General features: G+C 71.0%; 19 protein-coding genes. 12 read left to right on the top strand and 7 right to left on the bottom strand.

All coding sequences use genetic code 11. The features are described from left to right. The first annotated feature begins 92 nt into the window (after window positions 1-92). Together D581_RS0119870 and D581_RS0119865 are read left to right on the top strand one after the other, a co-directional pair. Window positions 93-755 carry a response regulator transcription factor gene (locus D581_RS0119870; protein WP_018958960.1) on the top strand — a complete coding sequence of 221 codons (663 nt, stop codon included), beginning with the start codon at window positions 93-95 and terminating at the stop codon, window positions 753-755. Continuing rightward, window positions 752-2212, top strand: coding sequence for a sensor histidine kinase (locus D581_RS0119865; RefSeq protein ID WP_018958959.1), 1461 nt, complete (start codon window positions 752-754; stop codon window positions 2210-2212). Before D581_RS0119870 ends, D581_RS0119865 begins: the two co-directional genes overlap by 4 nt. A gap of 12 nt (window positions 2213-2224) precedes the next feature. Here the strand turns inward: D581_RS0119865 and D581_RS0119860 are convergent, their stop codons facing one another. The 4 genes from D581_RS0119860 to D581_RS0119845 form a co-directional block, all read right to left on the bottom strand. Beyond that, complete coding sequence (locus tag D581_RS0119860; protein ID WP_018958958.1) at window positions 2225-2701, bottom strand: MarR family winged helix-turn-helix transcriptional regulator; 477 nt, start codon at window positions 2699-2701, stop codon at window positions 2225-2227. 149 nt (window positions 2702-2850) lie between these two features. Beyond that, the gene (locus tag D581_RS0119855; protein ID WP_026290713.1) at window positions 2851-3615 is read right to left on the bottom strand and encodes an AIM24 family protein; all 765 of its coding nucleotides are present in this window, start codon (window positions 3613-3615) and stop codon (window positions 2851-2853) included. Then, a complete protein-coding gene (locus D581_RS0119850; protein WP_018958956.1) occupies window positions 3612-4262 on the bottom strand; it encodes an AIM24 family protein in 651 nt (216 codons plus the stop codon). The genes D581_RS0119855 and D581_RS0119850 overlap by 4 nt, the downstream gene beginning before the upstream one ends. Then, entirely contained in the window at window positions 4262-4894 is a 633-nt protein-coding gene (locus D581_RS0119845) for an AIM24 family protein (protein WP_018958955.1), read from the bottom strand. Before D581_RS0119845 ends, D581_RS0119850 begins: the two co-directional genes overlap by 1 nt. A 222-nt stretch (window positions 4895-5116) precedes the next feature. On the opposite strand from D581_RS0119845, the gene D581_RS0119840 reads away from it, so the two are divergent. From D581_RS0119840 to glxA, 4 genes are all read left to right on the top strand, one after another. Continuing rightward, window positions 5117-5467: a DUF3817 domain-containing protein gene (locus tag D581_RS0119840; protein ID WP_007448011.1), complete on the top strand. Its 351-nt coding sequence runs from the start codon at window positions 5117-5119 to the stop codon at window positions 5465-5467. Continuing rightward, window positions 5464-5757: an MTH1187 family thiamine-binding protein gene (locus D581_RS0119835; RefSeq protein ID WP_018958954.1), complete on the top strand. Its 294-nt coding sequence runs from the start codon at window positions 5464-5466 to the stop codon at window positions 5755-5757. The genes D581_RS0119840 and D581_RS0119835 overlap by 4 nt, the downstream gene beginning before the upstream one ends. 181 nt (window positions 5758-5938) lie before the next feature. Next, complete coding sequence (locus tag D581_RS0119830) at window positions 5939-7753, top strand: glycosyltransferase family 2 protein (RefSeq protein ID WP_199787818.1); 1815 nt, start codon at window positions 5939-5941, stop codon at window positions 7751-7753. Window positions 7754-7756: 3 nt separating this feature from the next. Beyond that, window positions 7757-9712 carry a radical copper oxidase GlxA gene (glxA, locus tag D581_RS0119825; RefSeq protein WP_018958952.1) on the top strand — a complete coding sequence of 652 codons (1956 nt, stop codon included), beginning with the start codon at window positions 7757-7759 and terminating at the stop codon, window positions 9710-9712. Window positions 9713-9736: 24 nt separating this feature from the next. On the opposite strand, the gene D581_RS0119820 is transcribed toward glxA, so the two are convergent. Together D581_RS0119820 and D581_RS0119815 are read right to left on the bottom strand one after the other, a co-directional pair. Continuing rightward, window positions 9737-10786 (bottom strand): glycoside hydrolase family 6 protein, encoded by a 1050-nt coding sequence (locus D581_RS0119820; protein WP_018958951.1) that lies wholly within the window; start codon window positions 10784-10786, stop codon window positions 9737-9739. A 134-nt stretch (window positions 10787-10920) separates the two neighbouring features. Next, the gene (locus D581_RS0119815) at window positions 10921-11904 is read right to left on the bottom strand and encodes an ArsR/SmtB family transcription factor (protein ID WP_018958950.1); all 984 of its coding nucleotides are present in this window, start codon (window positions 11902-11904) and stop codon (window positions 10921-10923) included. 83 nt (window positions 11905-11987) lie between these two features. Here D581_RS0119815 and D581_RS0119810 point away from each other — a divergent pair, with 83 nt between their 5' ends. From D581_RS0119810 to icmA, 4 genes are all read left to right on the top strand, one after another. Then, window positions 11988-13412, top strand: coding sequence for an MFS transporter (locus D581_RS0119810; RefSeq protein ID WP_026290711.1), 1425 nt, complete (start codon window positions 11988-11990; stop codon window positions 13410-13412). Between the two features lie 10 nt (window positions 13413-13422). Continuing rightward, the gene (locus tag D581_RS0119805) at window positions 13423-13932 is read left to right on the top strand and encodes a MarR family winged helix-turn-helix transcriptional regulator (RefSeq protein ID WP_018958949.1); all 510 of its coding nucleotides are present in this window, start codon (window positions 13423-13425) and stop codon (window positions 13930-13932) included. A 67-nt stretch (window positions 13933-13999) separates the two neighbouring features. After that, complete coding sequence (locus tag D581_RS0119800; RefSeq protein ID WP_026290710.1) at window positions 14000-14326, top strand: DUF3817 domain-containing protein; 327 nt, start codon at window positions 14000-14002, stop codon at window positions 14324-14326. Window positions 14327-14421: 95 nt separating this feature from the next. Further along, on the top strand, window positions 14422-16122 hold the full coding sequence (gene icmA, locus D581_RS0119795; RefSeq protein ID WP_018958947.1) for a coenzyme B12-dependent isobutyryl-CoA mutase large subunit: 1701 nt from the start codon (window positions 14422-14424) through the stop codon (window positions 16120-16122). Between the two features lie 80 nt (window positions 16123-16202). On the opposite strand, the gene D581_RS0119790 is transcribed toward icmA, so the two are convergent. Further along, window positions 16203-16829, bottom strand: coding sequence for a TetR/AcrR family transcriptional regulator (locus D581_RS0119790; RefSeq protein ID WP_018958946.1), 627 nt, complete (start codon window positions 16827-16829; stop codon window positions 16203-16205). A gap of 453 nt (window positions 16830-17282) precedes the next feature. On the opposite strand from D581_RS0119790, the gene D581_RS0119785 reads away from it, so the two are divergent. Together D581_RS0119785 and D581_RS0119780 are read left to right on the top strand one after the other, a co-directional pair. After that, on the top strand, window positions 17283-18254 hold the full coding sequence (locus D581_RS0119785; RefSeq protein WP_026290709.1) for a tetratricopeptide repeat protein: 972 nt from the start codon (window positions 17283-17285) through the stop codon (window positions 18252-18254). A 665-nt stretch (window positions 18255-18919) separates the two neighbouring features. Beyond that, window positions 18920-19573 carry a DUF6230 family protein gene (locus D581_RS0119780; protein ID WP_018958944.1) on the top strand — a complete coding sequence of 218 codons (654 nt, stop codon included), beginning with the start codon at window positions 18920-18922 and terminating at the stop codon, window positions 19571-19573. Window positions 19574-19583 lie beyond the last annotated feature (10 nt).

Here is a 19583-nt window from a genome sequence, read left to right as displayed (position 1 = left end):
TGTTCGACGTGACCCACACTGCCGGGAGGTAGCTGAACGCAACCTGAAGCCACCTGAAGGCGCCTTCAGGTTGAGTTTGCGAGGCTGTGCGCATGCGCCTGTTGATCGTGGAGGACGAGAAGCGACTCGCGGTGTCCCTGGCCAGGGGACTGACCGCCGAGGGCTTCGCCGTGGATGTCGTGCACGACGGGCTCGAAGGGCTGCACCGGGCGAGCGAGGGCTCCTACGACCTGGTGATCCTCGACATCATGCTGCCCGGCATGAACGGCTACCGCGTCTGCTCGAACCTGCGCGCCGCAGGCCACGAGGTGCCGATCCTCATGCTGACCGCCAAGGACGGCGAGTACGACGAGGCCGAGGGCCTGGACACCGGCGCCGACGACTATCTGACCAAGCCCTTCAGCTACGTCGTCCTCGTCGCCCGGGTCCGCGCCCTGCTGCGCCGCCGGGGAGGCGGCACCGCCGCGCCCGTCCTGACCGTCGGGTCCCTGCGCGTCGAGACCGCCGCCCGCCGGGTGATCCGCGGCGAGGACGAGATCACGCTCACCGCCAAGGAGTTCGCGGTGCTGGAGCAGCTCGCCCTGCGCGCGGGCCAGGTCGTCAGCAAGGCGGAGATCCTGGAGCACGTCTGGGACTTCGCCTACGACGGCGACCCGAACATCGTCGAGGTCTACATCTCCACCCTGCGGCGCAAGCTCGGCGCGCGTGCCATCCGTACCGTGCGCGGCGCGGGCTACCGGCTGGAGGCGCAGTGAGGTCCGTACGGGCCAGGGCCGCCATCGGGGCCACCCTGGTCGTCGCCGTCGCCCTGGTGGCGGCCGGCCTCGCCGTGCTCCTGGTCCTGCGGGCCAACCTGATCGACCAGGCGGACCTCCAGGCCGAGGTGGCGGCCCGCGAGGTGGCCGGACAGCTGGCCACGGGCACCCCGTACGCCGAACTGGAACTGGACGACGAGGAGGACCACCCGGTCCAGGTGACCGACGAGGAGGGCCGGGTCGTCATCGTCTCCAAGGACCTGCGGGCCGTCACCGGCACCGGCACGAGCGGTGTCACCCCGGTGCCCTCGGCCTCGGCGGGGGCCTCCCCGTCGCCCGGCGAAGACGACGGGGACGGGGACGACGACAGCGCCGACGACGACGATGACGGCAGCCGCCCCGGCCGCGGCCAGGTCTCCTCCGACGACCCGGACTTCTCCGACGGCACCGCCACCGTCGACCGCACCACCGCCGACTACCGCTTCGCCGCCGTCGAGGCGACGACCCCCCGCGGCGTCACCCTGACCGTGCACGCCGGCGCACCGCTCGCCGCCGAGCAGGAGGCGGTGAACACGGTGCGCGGGGCGATGCTCACCGGACTGCCGCTGCTCCTGGTGGTCGTCGCCGGGGTGACCTGGCTGGTGACCCGCCGGGCCCTGCGGCCGGTCGAGGGCATCCGCCGCGAGATGGCGGCGATCACCGCCTCCGAGGACCTGGCCCGCCGGGTTCCGGAGCCCGGTTCGCGGGACGAGATCGCGGCGCTGGCCCGGACGACGAACGAGACGCTCACCGTCCTGGAGGCGTCCGTGGAACGCCAGCGCCGGTTCGTCGCGGACGCCTCGCACGAGCTGCGTTCCCCGATCGCCTCGCTGCGCACCCAGCTGGAGGTGGCCGAGGCCCATCCGGAGCTGCTGGACCTCCCGGGCGCGGTCGCCGACACCGTACGGCTCCAGGTGCTGGCGGCGGATCTGCTGCTGCTGGCCCGCCTCGACGCGGGGGAGAAGCCCGGGAGCGCGACGGTGGAGCTGGGCGCGCTGGTCCGGGAGGAGGTGTCGCAGCGGACCGGGGACCGGATCGCGGTGAGCGTCGAGGCGCCGGAGGGCGGTGCGTTCGAGGTGAGCGGGTCGCGCGGGCAGCTGTCCCGGGTGATCGGCAATCTGCTGGACAACGCCCAGCGGCACGCCGAGGGGAGCGTCGCGGTGTCGGTGGCGGCCGACGGGCGCGGCGTACGGGTGGAGGTCAGGGACGACGGGGCGGGCGTCCCCGAGGACGAGCGGGAGCGGATCTTCGAACGGTTCGTCCGGCTCGACGACGCCCGCAGCCGGGACGACGGCGGCGCGGGACTCGGGCTGGCCATCGCCCGGGACGTCGCCTCGCGCCACGGCGGGACGCTGACGGTGCACGCGGCGGCGGAGGGCGGTGCGGCCTTCCGGCTGTGGCTGCCCCGCCCCGCCTGACGGTCCCGGGCCCTACAGCTTGCCGCGCTTGCCGCGCAGGTGTTCCGCGATCGGGGTCAGCGCGGCGTGCAGGTCGGCCAGCGCCTCGGGGGACAGCAGGTCCATGAAGTGCTGCCGCACCGAGGCGACGTGGTGCGGGGCGACCTTGCGCATGGTCTCCGCGCCGTGGTCGGTGAGGACCGCGAACAGTCCGCGCCGGTCCGATTCGCAGTGGGTGCGGCGGACCAGCCCGGCGGTCTCCATACGGGTGATCTGGTGCGAGAGCCGGCTCTTGGACTGGAGGGTGGCGGCGGCGAGGTCGCTCATCCGCATGCGCTGGTCGTCCGATTCGGAGAGGTTGACCAGGATCTCGTAGTCGTTCATGGTCAGGCCGAACGGCTGGAGGTCCTTCTCCAGTTGGTGCATCAGCAGCCTGCTGACGTCCAGGTGGGTGCGCCAGGCGCACTGCTCCGCGTCGCTCAGCCAGCGGGTGGCCGTCTCGGTCTCCATATATGGATTCTACCTAAGAAGTTGAAAGCCGGACGAAATTGGGGTGTGTGACGACGGGCACTCCCGGCCCGCGGGAGTGCCGAGGGGCCCGTCGGCAAGCACCGACGGCTGGGCGCAGGCGTTCGACGTCACACTCCGCAGACTACCGCTCACAACCCGAAGCGACGCTGGAGGTCCCCCAGCTGGCCGGGCATGCGCGGAGCGGATCCGGGTTGACCCCCGCCACCCGGAACGCCCGGTTCGTTCGGGACCACGCCCGCCGCCTGCTCCGGCATCAGCGCCTCGCTCGACTGGAGCAGCACCGTGCCCGCCCCGACGAACTCGAACTGGTGCTCCTCGCCCGACGTCCCGCCGATCCCCGTGAGCGACCGGATGCCGCCCATCACGCCCGTCATGTAGCCGTGGTCGTAGTGGTGGCACGGGGAGGGGCAGTCGGCCCAGCCCACCAGCGCCTGCGGATCCACCCGCAGCGGCGGCTCCATGAACACCACCGGGCCGTTCGACGCGGCCACGAACTTCCCCGTGCCGATCAGCGTCACGAACCCCGGCACGATCGACTGCTTCAGCGCCATCGTCGGCTGGTACGCCAGCAGGTTCCCGGACCGGATGGTGAGGTTCCCGTCCTCCAGGTCGAAGGAGTTCACATCGAACGCCCGGTCCGCCAGCAGCATCTTGCCGCTGCCCTCGGCCACCACCCAGTCGCTCGCGTGCAGCGGCGAGTGGAAACTGGAGCGCACCAGCCGCTCGAACCGGCCGTGTCCGATGCCGTCGAACTGGATCTGCCCGTAGTAGGCGATCATCTTGCCCTTCTGCAGGAACCACCGGCTCCCCTTGAGCTCCACGCAGAAGGTGTAGGAGTTGACGTTGTCGTCCGACGGCAGCGTCATCGGGTCGAGGACCACGGGCGTGCTCAAAGCTTCTCCTCCGACGCCTGGACGTACACCGCACCACTGCCGCTCAGCTCCAGCTGGAACGCCTCGCCGGAGCCCCGCCCCACCATGTCCCGCCAGCCGACCGCCGTGGACAGCTTGTTCCGGACCTCACCGTGGTGGGCGACGTAGGCCTGCGGGTCCACATGGACGTCCCGGCCCGGCGTGATCGGCAGTTCGATCACCCCGCCGTGCGCCATCACCGCCACCGCGCCGTGCCCCTTGAGTGTGGTGGTGAACAGGCCCTGGCCGGTCACCTGGCCGCGCACCATGCCCATCACCCCGCCCTGCGAGCCCATGAACATCGTGCCCTGCTGGAGCGTCCCGTCGAACGCGAGCAGCCGGTCCGCCTCCACGTACAGGGTGTCGCCCGCCAGTTCGATCACCTGGATGTGGTGGCCGCCGTGGCCGAACATCACCGTGCCCGAGCCCTCGACCGTCATCAGCGGCGTCGACTCGCCCGCCACCCGGCGGCCGATCATCGACGCGACGCCGCCCTGCCCGCCCTGGAGGTTCGGGGTGAAGGACACCTCGCCCCGGTACGCCAGCATCGCGCCGCGCTGGCTGAACAGCTTCTGGCCCGGGGCCAGGGTGGCCTCGACCATCTTGGAGTTGATCTCCCGGAACGGCATCAGACATCGCCCCCCACGGTGTTGCGCTCGCTCGGCTGCACATAGACCAGGCCGTCGCCCTCGAAGCGGATCTGGAACGCCTCGCCGGAGCCCTCGCCCATCAGCGTCCGGAAGTTCACCCCCGCCTGGAAACTCTGCTGGAGCCGGCCCTGGTGGGCGATGTACGCGCCGGGGTCGACCGTCAGCGGATACTGCGGCGACACCCGCAGCAGCACCGCCGTGCCGTCCGACGTGATCGCCGCCTGCCCGGTGCCCTCCACCGTGGTGGTGAACAGGCCGTTGCCGCTCGCCCCGCCGCGCAGCCCGGTGAACGTCGTGCCCGTGCGCAGCCCGGCGTCGGTGGCCAGCAGATTGCTCGCCTCCACGTACAGGGTGTCGCCGCGCAGCGAGACCAGGTTGATCTCGCTCGCCCGGTCGGCGAAGTAGCAGGTGCCCTGCCCGGACACCTCCATCACCGTCATCTGCTCGCCGGTCAGCCGGCGGGTCACCATGCCCCGGAGCCCCTCACCGCCGCCGGACATCTTCTTGAAGGACATCCGGCCGTCGTACGCGACCATCGAGCCGTTCTTCGCCTTGACGGCATCACCCGTCAGATCGACGGCGAGCGTCTTGCTGCCTTGGAGTCGGAACATCGCCACGCGACGACGGTAGCCGTCCCCGCCGCACCCCGGCCAGAGGCTCCGGAACCGTTACGCCCCTGATGCGCACGCGGACCGGCCCTGCTATGCGGCGATACGCGCACCGGCGGACGGGGCGGCCCCCGCCGCCGGGGGCACGCCGGAGCGATGCCACAATGGGGGCGGCTTGTGCCTGGGTTCACAAGCCCTCGCGACCCTCCCACCGAAGGTGCCCCTGTGGACATCAAGACCGCTTCCGCCCTGCACCGGCTGCGCCTCATCTCGATTCCCGAGGCGCTGTCCTTCCCCGCCCTGATCCTCTTCGGCTCGGTCCTCAGCCGCGTCTCGGACATCGACTTCCTGATGATGCCGCTCGGCATGATCCACGGCGTGCTCTTCGTGATCTACGCCGTGTTCCTGCTCGACGTCTGGATGAAGGCCAAGTGGCCGCTCAAGCGTGTCGCCCTCTTCTTCGTCCTGTCCCTGATCCCCTTCGGCGGGCTCTACGGCGACAAGCTCCTCAAGCAGTACGAGGCCGACGGCGTCATCGCCGCCCGCGCCCGCCGCGAGGGCACGGTCAGCGCATGATCGTCGCGTTCTCCGTCTCCCCGCTCGGTGTCGGCGAGGACGTCGGGGAGTACGTGGCCGACGCCGTGCGGGTCGTGCGTGAATCCGGGCTCCCCAACCGCACCGACGCGATGTTCACCTCCGTCGAGGGGGAGTGGGACGAGGTCATGGACGTCGTCAAGCGCGCCGTGGCCGCCGTCGAGGCCCGCGCCGGCCGTGTCTCCCTGGTACTGAAGGCCGACATCCGCCCCGGCGTCACCGACGGCCTGACCTCCAAGGTCGCGACCGTGGAGCGTCACCTCTCGTCCTGACGCACCGTCCGCGCGGACGTCCCGCCTCCGCCCGCGTTCACCCGAAAAGCCCCCGCCGCCACACGGTCGGGGGCTTTTCCGGCTCCGGACCAAAAACCGCTCACTCGGACCCGCCAAGTCGACACACCGTTAGCCGTCCCCTTCTGTGGGGATATCAACCCGTTCGACAGTGGGAGGCACGGTGCGGTCGGAGGGCTACGACTACGACACCTACAGCCGGCTCGCGGGTCCGCTCACGGAGCCGGAACCGACGGGGTACCGGGTGCGGTACAGGAGCCTGCTCTCGACGGAGAAGCACCGAATAAGAGCCGTCCTGCTGATGACCCTCGCCCCGGTGCTCACGGGCGTCCTGCTGCTGTACCTGGTCTGGCCCACGCACTGGACCGAGCGGGAGAACGGGGAGCGCTGGCTGGTCGTCGCCGACACCGTGATGCTGGTGTCGATCGCGCTGATCGAGCTGTTCATGCTGGTCAACGTGGTCTCCATCGCGCATGCCACGCTCGTCGCGCGGGACCCGGTCCCGGTGACGCCCGAGCCCGGCACCAGAGTCGCCTTCCTGACCACGTACGTCCCCGGCAAGGAACCGCTCTCCATGGTCCGCGCCACCCTCAAGGGCGCCGTACGCCTGAAGCACCCCGGCCCGCTGGACGTCTGGCTCCTCGACGAGGGCGACGACCCCGGGGCCCGGATGCTCTGCGCCGAACTGGGCGTCCACCACTTCACCCGCCGCGGCGTCCCCGAGTGGAACCGTGACAAAGGCGTCCACAAGGCGAAGACGAAGCACGGCAACTACAACGCCTGGATCGCGCTGCACGGCGGTGACTACGACTTCTTCGCCTCCGTGGACACCGACCACGTGCCCATGCCCAACTTCCTGGAACGGATGATGGGCTACTTCCGCGACCCGGACGTCGCCTTCGTCGTCGGACCGCAGGTCTACGGGAACTACGACTCGGCCGTCACCAAGGCCGCCGAGTCGCAGCAGTTCCTCTTCCACGCCCTGATCCAGCGCGCGGGCAACCGTTACGGCGCCCCGATGTTCGTCGGCACCAACAACGTCGTGCGCATCGCCGCGCTGCGGCAGGTCGGCGGCCTGTACGACTCGATCACCGAGGACATGGCCACCGGCTTCGAGATCCACCGCCGCCGCAACCCGCACACCGGGCACTACTGGCGTTCCGTCTACACCCCCGACGTGCTCGCCGTGGGCGAGGGGCCCGCCTCCTGGACGGACTTCTTCACCCAGCAGCTGCGCTGGTCCCGGGGAACGTACGAGACGCTGTTCAAGCAGTACGGCAAGGCGCTGTTCCGGGTGCCCCCCGGCCGCCTCCTCAGCTACACGCTGATGCTCGTCTACTACCCGATGACCGCGGTCAACTGGCTGCTCGGCGTGGGCAGCTGCGTGCTGTTCCTCTGGTTCGGGGCGTCCGGCACCCAGGTCGCCGCCTCCATCTGGCTGATGCTCTACAGCGACGCCGCCGCCCTCCAGATCGGGCTCTACCTCTGGAACCGCCGGCACAACGTCTCCCCGCACGAGCCCGAGGGTTCCGGCGGTCTCGCCGGCATGGCCATGTCCGCGCTCTCCGCCCCGATCTACCTGAAGTCGCTGGGCTCGGCCGTGCTGCGCACCGACGGTCGGTTCGTCGTCACGCCCAAGGGCGGGCAGACCTCCCCGGACCGGCTGCTCACCTTCCGTATCCACCTCTGCTGGGCGGCGGTCCTGCTCTCCTCGCTCGCCGCGTCGGTGTACCTGGACCACACCCATGTGGCGATGCGGACCTGGGCGACGCTGGGGCTTGCGATATCCCTCTCCCCGGTCGCCGTCTGGGCCTGGACCGTCCGGCAGGACAGGCGCGCCGAGGCCGCGCGCGCCGTCCCCGTCCCGGCGCCCCCGCCGCCCGAACCGGCGTACGTCACCACCACCGCCCCCGCCCCGCCGGCGGCCACCAAGGCGAGCGCCGGCACCACCGCCACCACCACCGCAGGAGGGAACTGACCCATGGCCTACCGGCCCTCGAAGCAGATGAGGAAGACGCTCCTGGGAGGCGGCGCGGTGGTGCTGCTCGCCGGGCTGAACGCTCCCGCGGCCCTGTCCTTCGCCGAGGACAGGTACCACGCGTACAAGATCGACCAGCCGGAGTACAAGGCGGAGTACGGCTCCTGGGACCGGGTGGACATCCCGAAGGAGTACCGGACCAACGCGATCCACGCGGCGCTCCTGCACACCGGGAAGGTGCTGATCGTCGCGGGCTCCGGCAACGACGAGGCGCACTTCGACGCGGGCACCTTCGACACGGTGCTGTGGGACCCGGCCGAGAACACCTTCCAGAAGATCCCCACCCCCGAGGACTTCTTCTGCGGCGGCCACGCCCAGCTCCCCGACGGCCGCCTCCTGATCGCCGGCGGCACCGCCCGCTACGAGGTGCTCGACGACAAGGTGAAGCGGGCCGGCGGCGGCATGCGGGTCAAGAACGAGAACCCGGACAAGCCGCTGAAGCTCAAGAAGGGCACGGTCTTCCGCTCGCCCTCCGGCGTCGAGTACGTGGCCAAGTTCGACGTCACCGTCCCCAAGGCCAAGCGCGAGTTCGAGGTCGACTACTTCGAGAGCGGCCAGATGAAGCCGTGGAAGACGAAGGTGACCGCCTCCGAGCAGCGGGTCTTCGTCGAGGCGGTGGACGAAGGACCCGAGGCGGTGGCGGCGGACGCCGCCCAGTACGAGATCGTCGGGCTGAAGGGCAAGGCCGCCGACAACTCCTACGGCCTCGCCGAGAAGATCACCATGGACAAGCAGGACTTCCAGGGGATCCGTGCCGCCTACGAGTTCGACCCGACGGCGGAGAAGTACATCAAGGTCGACCCGATGAAGGAGGCCCGCTGGTATCCGACGCTCGTCGGTCTCGAGGACGGCCGGGTGCTCTCCGTCTCCGGCCTCGACGACGTCGGGGCGATCCTCCCGGGCGACAACGAGGTCTACGACCCGAAGACGAAGAAGTGGTCCGAGGGCCCCTTCCAGTACTTCCCGACCTACCCGGCGCTCTTCCTGACCAAGGGCGGCAAGCTCTTCTACCCGGGCGCCAACGCCGGTTACGGCCCGGCGGACAAGGGGCGCGAGCCCGGGATCTGGGACATCAAGAAGAACACCTTCACCAAGGTGCCCGGACTGACCGACACCGACCAGCTGGAGACCGCGGCCTCGCTGCTGCTGCCGCCCGTGCAGGACCAGAAGGTGATGGTGCTCGGCGGCGGCGGGGTCGGCGAGTCGAAGAAGTCCACCGCCCGCACGGCGGTCATCGACCTCAAGCAGGAGAACCCGGCCTTCGAGCCGGGCCCCGACCTGCCGCAGGGCACGCGCTATCTGAACAGCGTGATCATGCCCGACGACACCGTCTTCACCAGCGGCGGATCCGAGGACTACCGGGGCCGCGGGGCGAGCAACATCCTGAAGGCGCAGTCCTACGACCCGAAGACCAACACCTTCAAGGAGGCGGCGGCGCCGACGGTGGGGCGCAACTACCACTCCGAGGCGCTGCTGCTGCCCGACGGGCGGGTGGCGACCTTCGGCTCCGACTCGCTCTACGGCGACAAGGACAACACCAAGCTCGGCAAGTTCGAGCAGCGCATGGAGGTCTACACCCCGCCCGCCCTGCACCGGGGCGGGGACGAGCGCCCGGTGATCGGCAACGGCCCCGAGAACGCCGAGCGCGGCGCCACGGTCACGTACGAGAGCGCCGACGCCGACCGGATCGCCACGGCCCGGCTGATGCGGCCGAGCGCCGTCACCCACACCACCGACGTGGAGCAGCGCTCCATCGAACTGGGCCTGAAGAAGGGCGACGGCAAGGTGAGCGTGACCGTGCCGGACGACCCCACGCTGGTGCCGCCCGGCTGGTACATGCTCTTCGTCACCGACACCGACGGCGTTCCCTCCGAGGCGAAGTGGGTCAAGGTCGCCTGACCCCGGGGGCGCGCCGCGACCGGCTCAGGAGGCGGCGCGCCTCGCCAGGCCGAGCGCGTACTCCGGCCACCAGTCGCCGGCCGGCGGGCCTCCCCGGCAGGTGCCGTCGGAGTCGCCCGGCCGCTTGATCCACAGATAGGCGTCGAGCCGGTCGTCGCCGGTGTCGGTGGTCGGCGGCGTGCCGAGCCCCCGGCCCGGCGGATTGCACCAGGCCTCCTCACGGCCCCCGGACAGGGGGCCGTTGCCGTTGCGGCTGGTGTCGATCACGAAGTGCGAGCCGCCCACGGCGTCGGAGAGCCGCTTCGCGTACGTCTTCACGCTCTCGTTCGACTGGAAGTTGGAGACGTTCAGGGAGAAGCCGTCGGCCCGGTCGATGCCGGCCTGACGCAGCGGCTGCGCCATCTTGGACGGCTCGTCGATCCACTCCGGGTTGCCCGCGTCCAGGTAGACCTGGGTGTTCGGCAGGGCCTTGAGCGTGTCCACCGCCTCGGAGAGGAGCTGGTAGCGCTCGGCGTGGTGCTCGGGCGGGGTGCAGCCGTCGGTGATGTGGGGGAGGGCGTCCGGCTCCAGGATCACGGTGGCGGGCGCGTTGCCGATGGCGTCGGCGAACTCCCCGATCCAGGAACGGTAGGAGTCCGCGTCCTTCGCGCCACCCGCGGAGTAGAGCCCGCAGTCGCGGTGCGGGATGTTGTACGCCACCAGCAGGATGGTCTTCTTCGTGCGGGCGGCGGACTTCGCGGCGGCCCGGATGCCGGGGGCCGGATCGTCCCACGCGGGCCAGTCGGCCACCGGCCGGCCGGAGATCCGCCGCAGGATCTTCGCCTCCGCCTCGCGCCCCTCCTTCTCCCAGGCGCGCACCTGTCGGGCCGCGTCGCTGTTCGGGTCGACCCAGTACGGGGAGGCCGCGTCCGGGGCGGGTTCTCCCCGGACGAGTTCGTCCGCCGCGTCGACGGTGCCGGTGACGCGCGGTTCCGGTGTCGAGCAGCCCGCGGTGAGAACGGTCGCCAGGGCGAGGGCGGCCAGGACGGGGACGGTACGGGGGAGAGCGCGGGGGACGATTCTGCGGCCGGACATCCAGACCCCTCGGACGGTGATGACTCACGGACACGGAGCACAGGGAGCGTGGGCCATCGTGACATATCGGTCACGGAGAGTGGCGGTGCGACACCGTCCGTGATTCCTATGCGTGCGACGGCCGCCGGCGCGCGTCAGTCCGAGGCGGTCAGCGCGATCCCCAGCGGGGTGCGCTCGTACAGCACCTGGTGTCCGTAGCGCCGCGAGGTCAGCAGCCCCGCCCCGCGCAGCACGGACAGATGGGCCGACACGGACGACGGGGCGAGGCCCATCCGGTGGGCCAGCGCGCTCGTCCCGGCCGGTTCGTCCAGGGCGCACAGCACGTCTGCCCGGACCCGGCCGAGCAGCCGGGCGAGGGTCTCCGGGGTCCGGTCGCCGGACTCGCTCCACAGCCCGCCGATGCCGCGCGCCGGGTAGATCAGCCCGGGCCGCCACGGCTCCTCGTGGCCGCCTACCACCTCCGGCCAGACGAAGACGCTCGGCATCAGGACCAGCCCCTGCCCGCCCAGCACCCGCTCGTGGTCGCCCTGGGTCCCGGCCACGGTGAGCGTCGAGCCGTTCCAGCTCAGCCGGGGGCTCAGCTCACCCAGCAGCTGCTCCAGCCCGCTGTCCGCGAGCCGCCGCGAGTGGTAGGCGATGTCCGCCTCCAGCAGCGCCCGCAGCCGGGGCCAGTACGGCTCGATCAACGCCTGCCAGGCCCGCTCCAGCAGGTCGGCGAGCTCGCGCACGGCCCGCGCCGGATCGGCCAGCAGCCGCCGGCCCGTCGGCGACGCGGTCCCGCCGGGCCGGTCCGCCAGGGCCAGCGCCATGTCGGCCCGCGCCACCTCCGGATCGACCGCCCGGACGGCCGCGATCTCCTCCTCGAACGTCGCGAGCGGCCCGATCGGCGGCGGGCAGATGAAGTCCGGGTTGTGACCGATGGCCGGCATCAGCAGCCACAGCGGCTCCAGGTCCAGCGCCCCCGACGCCTCCCGGATCCGGCGGAGCCACGGCAGGTGGTAGCCGTGGCGGCCGGTGCGGTGCAGGGTGCGCACCGCCTCCTGGGTCTCGAACAGCGGCGACAGCGCGAACCGGCAGCGCAGCAGATCGCTCTCGCCGAAGTGCAGCTGGAACGGCATGCCCCTCCCTCGCCCCGCCGCCCGAACATTCGTCTCCAGCCGAAAGTCTAGGGCCGACCGCGCTCCGGCCCCAGGCTCGTCCCATGCCGACCGAAAGACCCGCCCCGGCGGAAACACCCCGTACACCGCCCGCCCCGGCGGCACCGGTCCCGGCTCCGCCCCCGGAGCGTGCCGCCCACCATGACCCGGGCCCCGGGCCCACGCTCCGGGAGCCCACCGCCCCCAAGGCCCCCGCCGACGCCCCGCGCGGCTACCGCGCCGTCTTCGCCGTCACCGAGTTCCGGGCCGTCTTCGCCGCGCACCTCCTCTCGCTGCTCGGCGTCGTCGTCAGCGAGCTGGCGCTCACCGTGCTCGTCTACGACCTCACCGGCTCCCCGCTGCTCAGTGCCCTGACGTTCGCGCTCGGGCTGCTCCCGTACATGATCGGAGGGACGCTGTTCGCGGGGGTCGCCGACCGCTACCCGGCCCGCCGCGTCCTGGTCGTCTGCGACCTGCTCTGCGCGGCCTGCGTCGCCGTGATGCTGGTGCCCGCCACCCCGGTCGCCGGACTCCTCGCCCTGCGCTGCCTGGTCGCCGCCATCGCGCCCGTCTTCACCGGGACGCGGATGGCGGCGCTCACCGACATCCTCGGCGAGGGCGACCTCTACGTACTGGGCCGTTCGCTGCTGCGGATCGTCTCGCAGAGCGCGATGCTCATCGGGTTCGGCGCCGGAGGGGTGCTGCTCACCGTGCTGTCCCCGCGCGGCGCGATCACCGTCACCGTGGTGACCTTCCTGTGCTCGGCCGCGCTGCTCCGCTTCGGGACCCGCGACCGCCCCGCCCGTGCCGGCGCCGGTGGCGGTGGCGGCGGCCGCGGCAAAAACCTGCTCAAGGAGTCGCTCTCCGGGGCCCGTCTGGTGCTGGGCGACCGCCGTATCCGGGCGCTGACGCTGCTGTTCTGGCTGCCCGCGATGTTCGTGGTGGCCCCGGAGGCGCTCGCCGCCCCGTACGCCGACGAGATCGGGGCTCCGCCCGCCGCGCTCGGGCTGCTGCTCTGCGCGATGGCCGCCGGGCACATCGGGGCCGAGCTGTTCGTGGGCTCCGCCCTCAGCCCCCGTAACCGCTCCCGGATCGTCCTACCGGTCGCCGCCGTCGGCCTTCTTCCGCTCCTCGTGTACGTGGTCCGCCCCGGGCTGCCGCTCGCCGTGGCGGCCCTCGCCCTGGCCGGCGCGGGCGCCGCCTATGTGATCGGGCTCGACCAGTGGTTCGTCGACGCCGTGCCCCGGGAGCTGCGCGGCCGGGCGATGACGCTGCTCACCGCCGGGCTGATGACCGTCCAGGGGTTCGGGATGGCGCTGGCGGGGCTCGCGGCCGAGTTCTTCCCCGTGCACCAGGTGGTCGCCGGATCCGGAATCATCGGTACCGTCTGCACGCTCCTGTTGGTCGCCGAGGTCCGCAGGACAGCCCCCGGACGCATGTCCGATACCGAAAGGCGAGACGGGGCTGACCGGCATGTGACCAATCGGTAAGGTCGATGCCGTGCCGAAGCCGCTCAGTCTTGCCTTCGATCCCATCGCCCGCGCCGACGAGCTCTGGCAGCAGCGCTGGGGACCCGTGCCCTCGATGGGGGCGATCACCTCGATCATGCGGGCCCAGCAGATCCTGCTCGCCGAGGTCGACGCCGTCGTCAAGCCGTACGGGCTGACCTTCGCGCGGTACGAGGCGCTGGTGCTGCTCGCCTTCTCCAAGGCCGGTGAGCTGCCGATGTCCAAGATCGGGGAGCGGCTGATGGTGCATCCCACCTCGGTCACCAACACCGTGGACCGGCTGGTCAGGTCCGGTCTCGTCGGGAAGCGGCCGAACCCCGACGACGGCCGCGGAACGCTGGCGTCCATCACCGACAAGGGCCGCGACGTCGTCGAGGCGGCCACACGGGACCTGGTCGCGATCGACTTCGGGCTCGGGGTGTACGACTCCGAGGAGTGCGCCGAGATCTTCGCCATGCTGCGTCCGCTCCGGGTGGCGGCCCAGGACTTCGAGGAGAAGTGAACGCGGGCCTCCGGTGAGGCCGGGGCCGCGCGAAGATCGCGCCGGTCGTCCCGTTACGCTCGTAGCCATGAAACAGAACGTGCTCACCCGCTACCGGGTGATGGCCTACGTCACCGCCATCTGGCTGCTCGTCTTCACCGTGGCGATCATCGCGAAGTACGGCTTCGAGACCGGCGACACCATGCTGATCTCGCAGATCCACGGCGTGCTGTTCATCGTCTACGTCGTCTTCGCGTTCGATCTCGGCTCCAAGGCGAAGTGGCCCTTCGGCAAGCTCCTGTGGGTGCTGGCCGCCGGCTGCATCCCCTTCGCCTCGTTCTTCGTCGAACCGAAGGTCAGCCGCGAGGCCCGCGCCCTGGTCACCGACCCCGCACCGGTGACCGCCAAGGCCTGAGCCGAGGGCCCCGGATCACCCCGAACCGCCCCGCGCGCAAAGCGCCGGGCGGTTTGCCATCGACATTTACTAGGACGTCCTAGTAAATTCGAGGTATGGACGCTGACGCGATCGAGGAAGGCCGCCTCCGCTGGCAGGCCCGTTACGACAAGGCCCGCAAGCGTGACGCGGACTTCACCACGCTCTCCGGCGACCCGGTCGAGCCCGCGTACGGGCCACGCCCCGGCGACACGTACGAGGGATTCGAGCGGATCGGCTGGCCGGGGGAGTACCCCTTCACCCGCGGACTGCACGCCACCGGCTACCGGGGCCGCACGTGGACGATCCGCCAGTTCGCCGGCTTCGGCAATGCCCAGCAGACCAACGAGCGCTACAAGATGATCCTCGCGGCGGGCGGCGGCGGCCTCAGCGTCGCCTTCGACATGCCGACGCTCATGGGCCGGGACTCCGACGACCCGCGCTCGCTGGGCGAGGTCGGCCACTGCGGGGTCGCCATCGACTCCGCCGCCGACATGGAGGTCCTCTTCGGGGACATCCCCCTCGGCGACGTCACCACCTCGATGACGATCAGCGGCCCGGCCGTGCCCGTCTTCTGCATGTACCTGGTCGCCGCCGAGCGCCAGGGCGTCGATCCGGGCGTGCTCAACGGCACGCTCCAGACCGACATCTTCAAGGAGTACATCGCGCAGAAGGAGTGGCTCTTCCAGCCCGAGCCCCACCTGCGCCTCATCGGCGACCTGATGGAGCACTGCGCCCGCGACATCCCCGCCTACAAGCCGCTCTCCGTCTCCGGCTACCACATCCGCGAGGCCGGGGCGACGGCCGCGCAGGAACTGGCGTACACCCTCGCGGACGGCTTCGGCTACGTGGAGCTGGGCCTCTCGCGCGGCCTGGACGTCGACACCTTCGCCCCCGGGCTCTCCTTCTTCTTCGACGCGCACCTGGACTTCTTCGAGGAGATCGCCAAGTTCCGCGCCGCCCGCCGCATCTGGGCCCGCTGGATGAAGGAGACGTACGGCGCCAGGACCGACAAGGCGCAGTGGCTCCGCTTCCACACCCAGACCGCCGGTGTCTCGCTCACCGCGCAGCAGCCGTACAACAACGTGGTGCGCACCGCCGTCGAGGCGCTCTCCGCCGTGCTCGGCGGCACCAACTCGCTCCACACCAACGCCCTCGACGAGACCCTCGCCCTCCCCTCCGAGCAGGCCGCCGAGATCGCCCTGCGCACCCAGCAGGTGCTGATGGAGGAGACCGGCGTCGCCAACGTGGCCGACCCGCTGGGCGGCTCCTGGTACGTCGAGCAGCTCACCGACCGGATCGAGGCCGAGGCCGAGAAGATCTTCGACCAGATCAAGGAGCGCGGCACCCGGGCGCACCCCGACGGGCAGCACCCCATCGGGCCGATGACCTCCGGCATCCTGCGCGGCATCGAGGACGGCTGGTTCACCGGCGAGATCGCCGAGTCCGCGTTCCAGTACCAGCGGGCCCTGGAGAAGGGCGACAAGCGGGTCGTCGGCGTCAACGTCCACCACGGCTCGGTCACCGGCGACCTGGAGATCCTCCGGGTCAGCCACGAGGTCGAGCGCGACCAGGTCAGCCAGCTCGCGGACCGCAAGTCGCACCGCGACGACGCCAAGGTGACCGCCGCCCTCGACGCGATGCTCGCCTCCGCCCGCGACGGCTCGAACATGATCGCGCCGATGCTGGACGCGGTACGGGCCGAGGCCACGCTCGGCGAGATCTGCGGGGTGCTGCGCGAGGAGTGGGGCACCTACACGGAGCCGCCGGGGTTCTGAGGACCCGTCACCCTCCCCGCGACCCGGTGGCTTCCCGCCGGGTCGCGGGAGCCGCCGCGTACGCCCGGTCCCGGCCCCGGCTACCCGGTCTGCGCGCCCGCCAGCCCCAGCAGGAGCAGTGAGGTGAAGCCGCTCGCCCACGCGGAGTCGACCGGCTCCGCGCTCACCAGCGTGCGGTGCACCACGGCCCCGGCGATCACGTCGAAGATCAGGTCCGCGTTGCGGGCGGCGGTCGAGGAGTCGTCCTCGTACCGCAGCTCGCCGCGGGCCTGGGCGCGTTCCCGGCCCAGCAGCACCAGCCGCTTCTGCCGGTCCACGATCGCCGAGCGGATCCTCAGGCGCAACGATTCGTCGCGGGTGGACTCGGCGACCACCGCCATCAGCGCCGTACGGGCCTCCGGCCGCTCCAGCAGGGCGGCGAACTGGAGCACGACGCCCTGGACGTCGGCGGCCAGGCTGCCCCGGTCGGGCAGCTCCAGCTCGTCGAAGAGGACGGCGACCGCGTCCACGACCAGCTCGTTCTTGCCCGCCCAGCGCCGGTACAGGGTCGTCTTGGCGACACCGGCCCGGGTCGCCACATCGCCCATCGTCAGCTTCGACCAGCCGAGATCGACCAGGGAAGCCCGCGTCGCTTCGAGGATCGCGGCATCGGCCGCGGTGCTCCGCGGACGTCCTGTTCGGGTGGCTCGGGGGTCGGTGTCGCTCATGATGCGGCGACCATACCGGCCGGTAGGGGAGACGGTTGTGCTCCGGTACCCGTGAGACAGATCACCGGGAGCACCTGTCCGGGCGGGGTGATCGGCAGTTACGCTACGGGTCGTAGCGTAAGGAAGGCGGCCGGATCGCCCCCTGCGCCACGGAACGAACGAGTGACAACCATCGGGGTCTCCACGGGGATCCCAGGCGCCGGGTGGGGACCCGGAGCCGCACGGACCGGCCGGATGGGGATCCGGAAGGTCCACCCGGGCCTTTCGGGGTCCGGTCAGTTTTGGCCAGGGTCTTTCAGGGGCCCGACCGGTTCCTCCGGGCCCCACGGGCGCTCCGGGGAGCCGGACCGTCTCGGCCCGTCCGCCCCCCGCACACCGGTTGGGGGCGCCCGGGCCGGTCCGGTTCTCGCACTCGCTTTCCGGAACGGTGTGCTCAGGGGGGAGGATGTACGCATGCAGCCTAGGAACATGTCCATGAGCGGTGTTGTCGACCTCGCCGCTGTCAAGGCGGCCGGTGAGGCCAAGGCCAAGGCGGAGCAGGCCCGCGCGGAGGCCGCCCGTACCGGGGGCGCCGGCGCCGTCGCGCCCACCGCCCTGGTGATCGACGTCGATGAAGCCGGATTCGAGCGCGATGTCCTCCAGCGCTCCGCCGAAGTCCCCGTCGTCATCGACTTCTGGGCCGAGTGGTGCGAGCCGTGCAAGCAGCTGGGCCCCCTGCTGGAGCGCCTGGCCGTCGAGTACAACGGCCGCTTCCTGCTGGCCAAGGTCGATGTCGACGCGAACCAGATGCTGATGCAGCAGTTCGGCATCCAGGGCATCCCGGCGGTCTTCGCCGTCGTCGCCGGGCAGGCCCTCCCGCTCTTCCAGGGCGCGGCTCCCGAGGCCCAGATCCGCGAGACGCTGGATCAGCTGATCCAGGTCGGCGAGGAGCGCTTCGGGCTGACCGGGATCGCCGTCGACCCGGACGCCGCCCCGGCGGACGCGGTCCCGGCCGAGGTGCCGGCCGGCCCGTACGACGCCGTACTGGAGGCCGCCGCGTCCGCTCTCGACGCCAACGACTTCGGTGGCGCGGTCCAGGCGTACAAGAACGTCCTCGCGGACGACCCGGGCAATCCGGAGGCCAAGCTGGGCCTGGCCCAGGCGGAGTTGCTCGGCCGCGTCCAGGGCCTGGACCCGCAGGCGGTCCGCAAGGAAGCCGCGGACAGCCCGGGCGATGTGAACGCCCAGCTGGCCGCCGCCGATCTCGACCTGGTCGGCGGGCATGTCGAGGACGCCTTCGGCCGGCTCGTCGAAGCGGTCCGTCGTACCGCGGGCGACGACCGCGACGCCGCCCGGCTGCGACTCCTCGAACTGTTCGAGGTGATCGGCCCGGAGGACCCCAGGGTCACCGCCGCGCGCACCGCGCTGGCCCGCGTCCTGTTCTGAGCCCGGGGCTTTCGTTCACCTCAGGTCCGCTCCGGACGCGCCCGGTTGTTCCGATGTGACAAGACGGCCGCACCGCCCCCCGGGCGGCGCGGCCGTTTTGCCGTCCTGACGCCAAAGAGGAACGCGAGAAGACCGCGCTTTACCAAATCTTGACAAAGATGCAAGCTGTTACTCGCAGTAAGGCGCGTCGGTGATTCTGTCCTGTTTCCAGGAAGTTTCCCGCCATTCGGATGTCCCTTTCGTGCCACCCTGTGTCGCCGCGTGACGCCGCCCTGTCCGCCTGTGGTTATCGGGCCGTTACTAGCCAGTAATGATCCCCCTTGTGTCACGGCCGTGAATGCACCACGATCGGCCACGCTCGGTCCCATAGCCTCGGCCCGGTCTCCAGCCGGTGCCCGAGGGTCTGTTGGGTCCCCACCGAGTGGTCGGCGGCAGTGGGCCGACCGCGGACAGGGGGGTTCCCGCCCACCGGGCGGGGCCTGTCCGACCGGCCGCGCGGACAGCGCGGCCAGTGGTTGTCGCTCGGGGGTGAACGCCGGTGGATCGGATGCGGGACACGTCTCCGAGTGCGGGCGCTCTCCTTCCCGAGGACGTAGCACTTCTCCCATCCCAGGACGGGCACGACGCCCGGACCGGAGATGTACGTCCGAGAAGAAGGAGCAAATATGAGTTCCCAGGTTCGCGGTGGGACGAGATGGAAGCGGTTCGCCCTGGTCATGGTGCCGAGCGTCGCCGCCACGGCGGCGGTGGGCGTCGGCCTCGCACAGGGCGCGCTCGCCGCGTCGTTCAGTGTGTCCGGGCAGAGCTTCAAGGTCAGCACCGACAAGCTGGACGGCCACGACTTCGTCCAGTACGGCAGTGTCGCGGTCGGCAAGGACCTCAAGGGCAGGAAAGCCGCGCACCCGGTCGCGGTGTCGGGCTTCAGCAGCGCCACGATCACCAACATGTGCCAGTCGGTGGTCACGCCGAAGGTCCCCTTCATCGGCAAGAGCGTCAGTCTTGAGCTGACGGCGGGCACCGACCCGGACCGGCCGGTCGAGGCCACCAACCTCTACCTGGACGTCGCACAGCTGGACGCCGACGCCGACTTCCAGAACATCGACATCGGTGTCGCGGCCGGTGAACTGAAGAAGAAGGACCGGCCGAACGGGATAGGCATCCAGCCCGGTACCGAGGCCAACAAGGCCGGCTTCGCGCAACGTGCCGACCGGGCCATCCTGACCAAGGTGAAGCAGACGGCGTGGGCGACCACCGCCGGCACCTTCAAGCTCAGCGACCTGAAGCTGAAGCTGCACACCGGCGTCAAGGAGTGCTTCTAGCACTCCGGCC

The sequence above is a fragment of the Streptomyces sp. CNB091 genome, assembly GCF_000377965.1.
The sequence above is the reverse complement of the archived record's forward strand: the minus strand, read 5'-3'. Positions and strand labels throughout refer to the sequence as shown.

Excerpts from the sequence above, each read along its gene's own strand:
- glxA (WP_018958952.1), top strand. The coding sequence starts at position 7,757 with ATGGCCTACCGGCCCTCGAAGCAGATGAGGAAGACGCTCCTGGGAGGC.
- D581_RS0119790 (WP_018958946.1), bottom strand. The coding sequence starts at position 16,829 with ATGAGCGACACCGACCCCCGAGCCACCCGAACAGGACGTCCGCGGAGC.
- D581_RS0119810 (WP_026290711.1), top strand. The coding sequence starts at position 11,988 with ATGCCGACCGAAAGACCCGCCCCGGCGGAAACACCCCGTACACCGCCC.
- icmA (WP_018958947.1), top strand. The coding sequence starts at position 14,422 with ATGGACGCTGACGCGATCGAGGAAGGCCGCCTCCGCTGGCAGGCCCGT.
- D581_RS0119785 (WP_026290709.1), top strand. The coding sequence starts at position 17,283 with ATGCAGCCTAGGAACATGTCCATGAGCGGTGTTGTCGACCTCGCCGCT.
- D581_RS0119780 (WP_018958944.1), top strand. The coding sequence starts at position 18,920 with ATGAGTTCCCAGGTTCGCGGTGGGACGAGATGGAAGCGGTTCGCCCTG.
- D581_RS0119835 (WP_018958954.1), top strand. The coding sequence starts at position 5,464 with ATGATCGTCGCGTTCTCCGTCTCCCCGCTCGGTGTCGGCGAGGACGTC.
- D581_RS0119845 (WP_018958955.1), bottom strand. The coding sequence starts at position 4,894 with ATGTTCCGACTCCAAGGCAGCAAGACGCTCGCCGTCGATCTGACGGGT.
- D581_RS0119870 (WP_018958960.1), top strand. The coding sequence starts at position 93 with ATGCGCCTGTTGATCGTGGAGGACGAGAAGCGACTCGCGGTGTCCCTG.
- D581_RS0119800 (WP_026290710.1), top strand. The coding sequence starts at position 14,000 with ATGAAACAGAACGTGCTCACCCGCTACCGGGTGATGGCCTACGTCACC.
- D581_RS0119820 (WP_018958951.1), bottom strand. The coding sequence starts at position 10,786 with ATGTCCGGCCGCAGAATCGTCCCCCGCGCTCTCCCCCGTACCGTCCCC.
- D581_RS0119850 (WP_018958956.1), bottom strand. The coding sequence starts at position 4,262 with ATGCCGTTCCGGGAGATCAACTCCAAGATGGTCGAGGCCACCCTGGCC.
- D581_RS0119815 (WP_018958950.1), bottom strand. The coding sequence starts at position 11,904 with ATGCCGTTCCAGCTGCACTTCGGCGAGAGCGATCTGCTGCGCTGCCGG.
- D581_RS0119860 (WP_018958958.1), bottom strand. The coding sequence starts at position 2,701 with ATGGAGACCGAGACGGCCACCCGCTGGCTGAGCGACGCGGAGCAGTGC.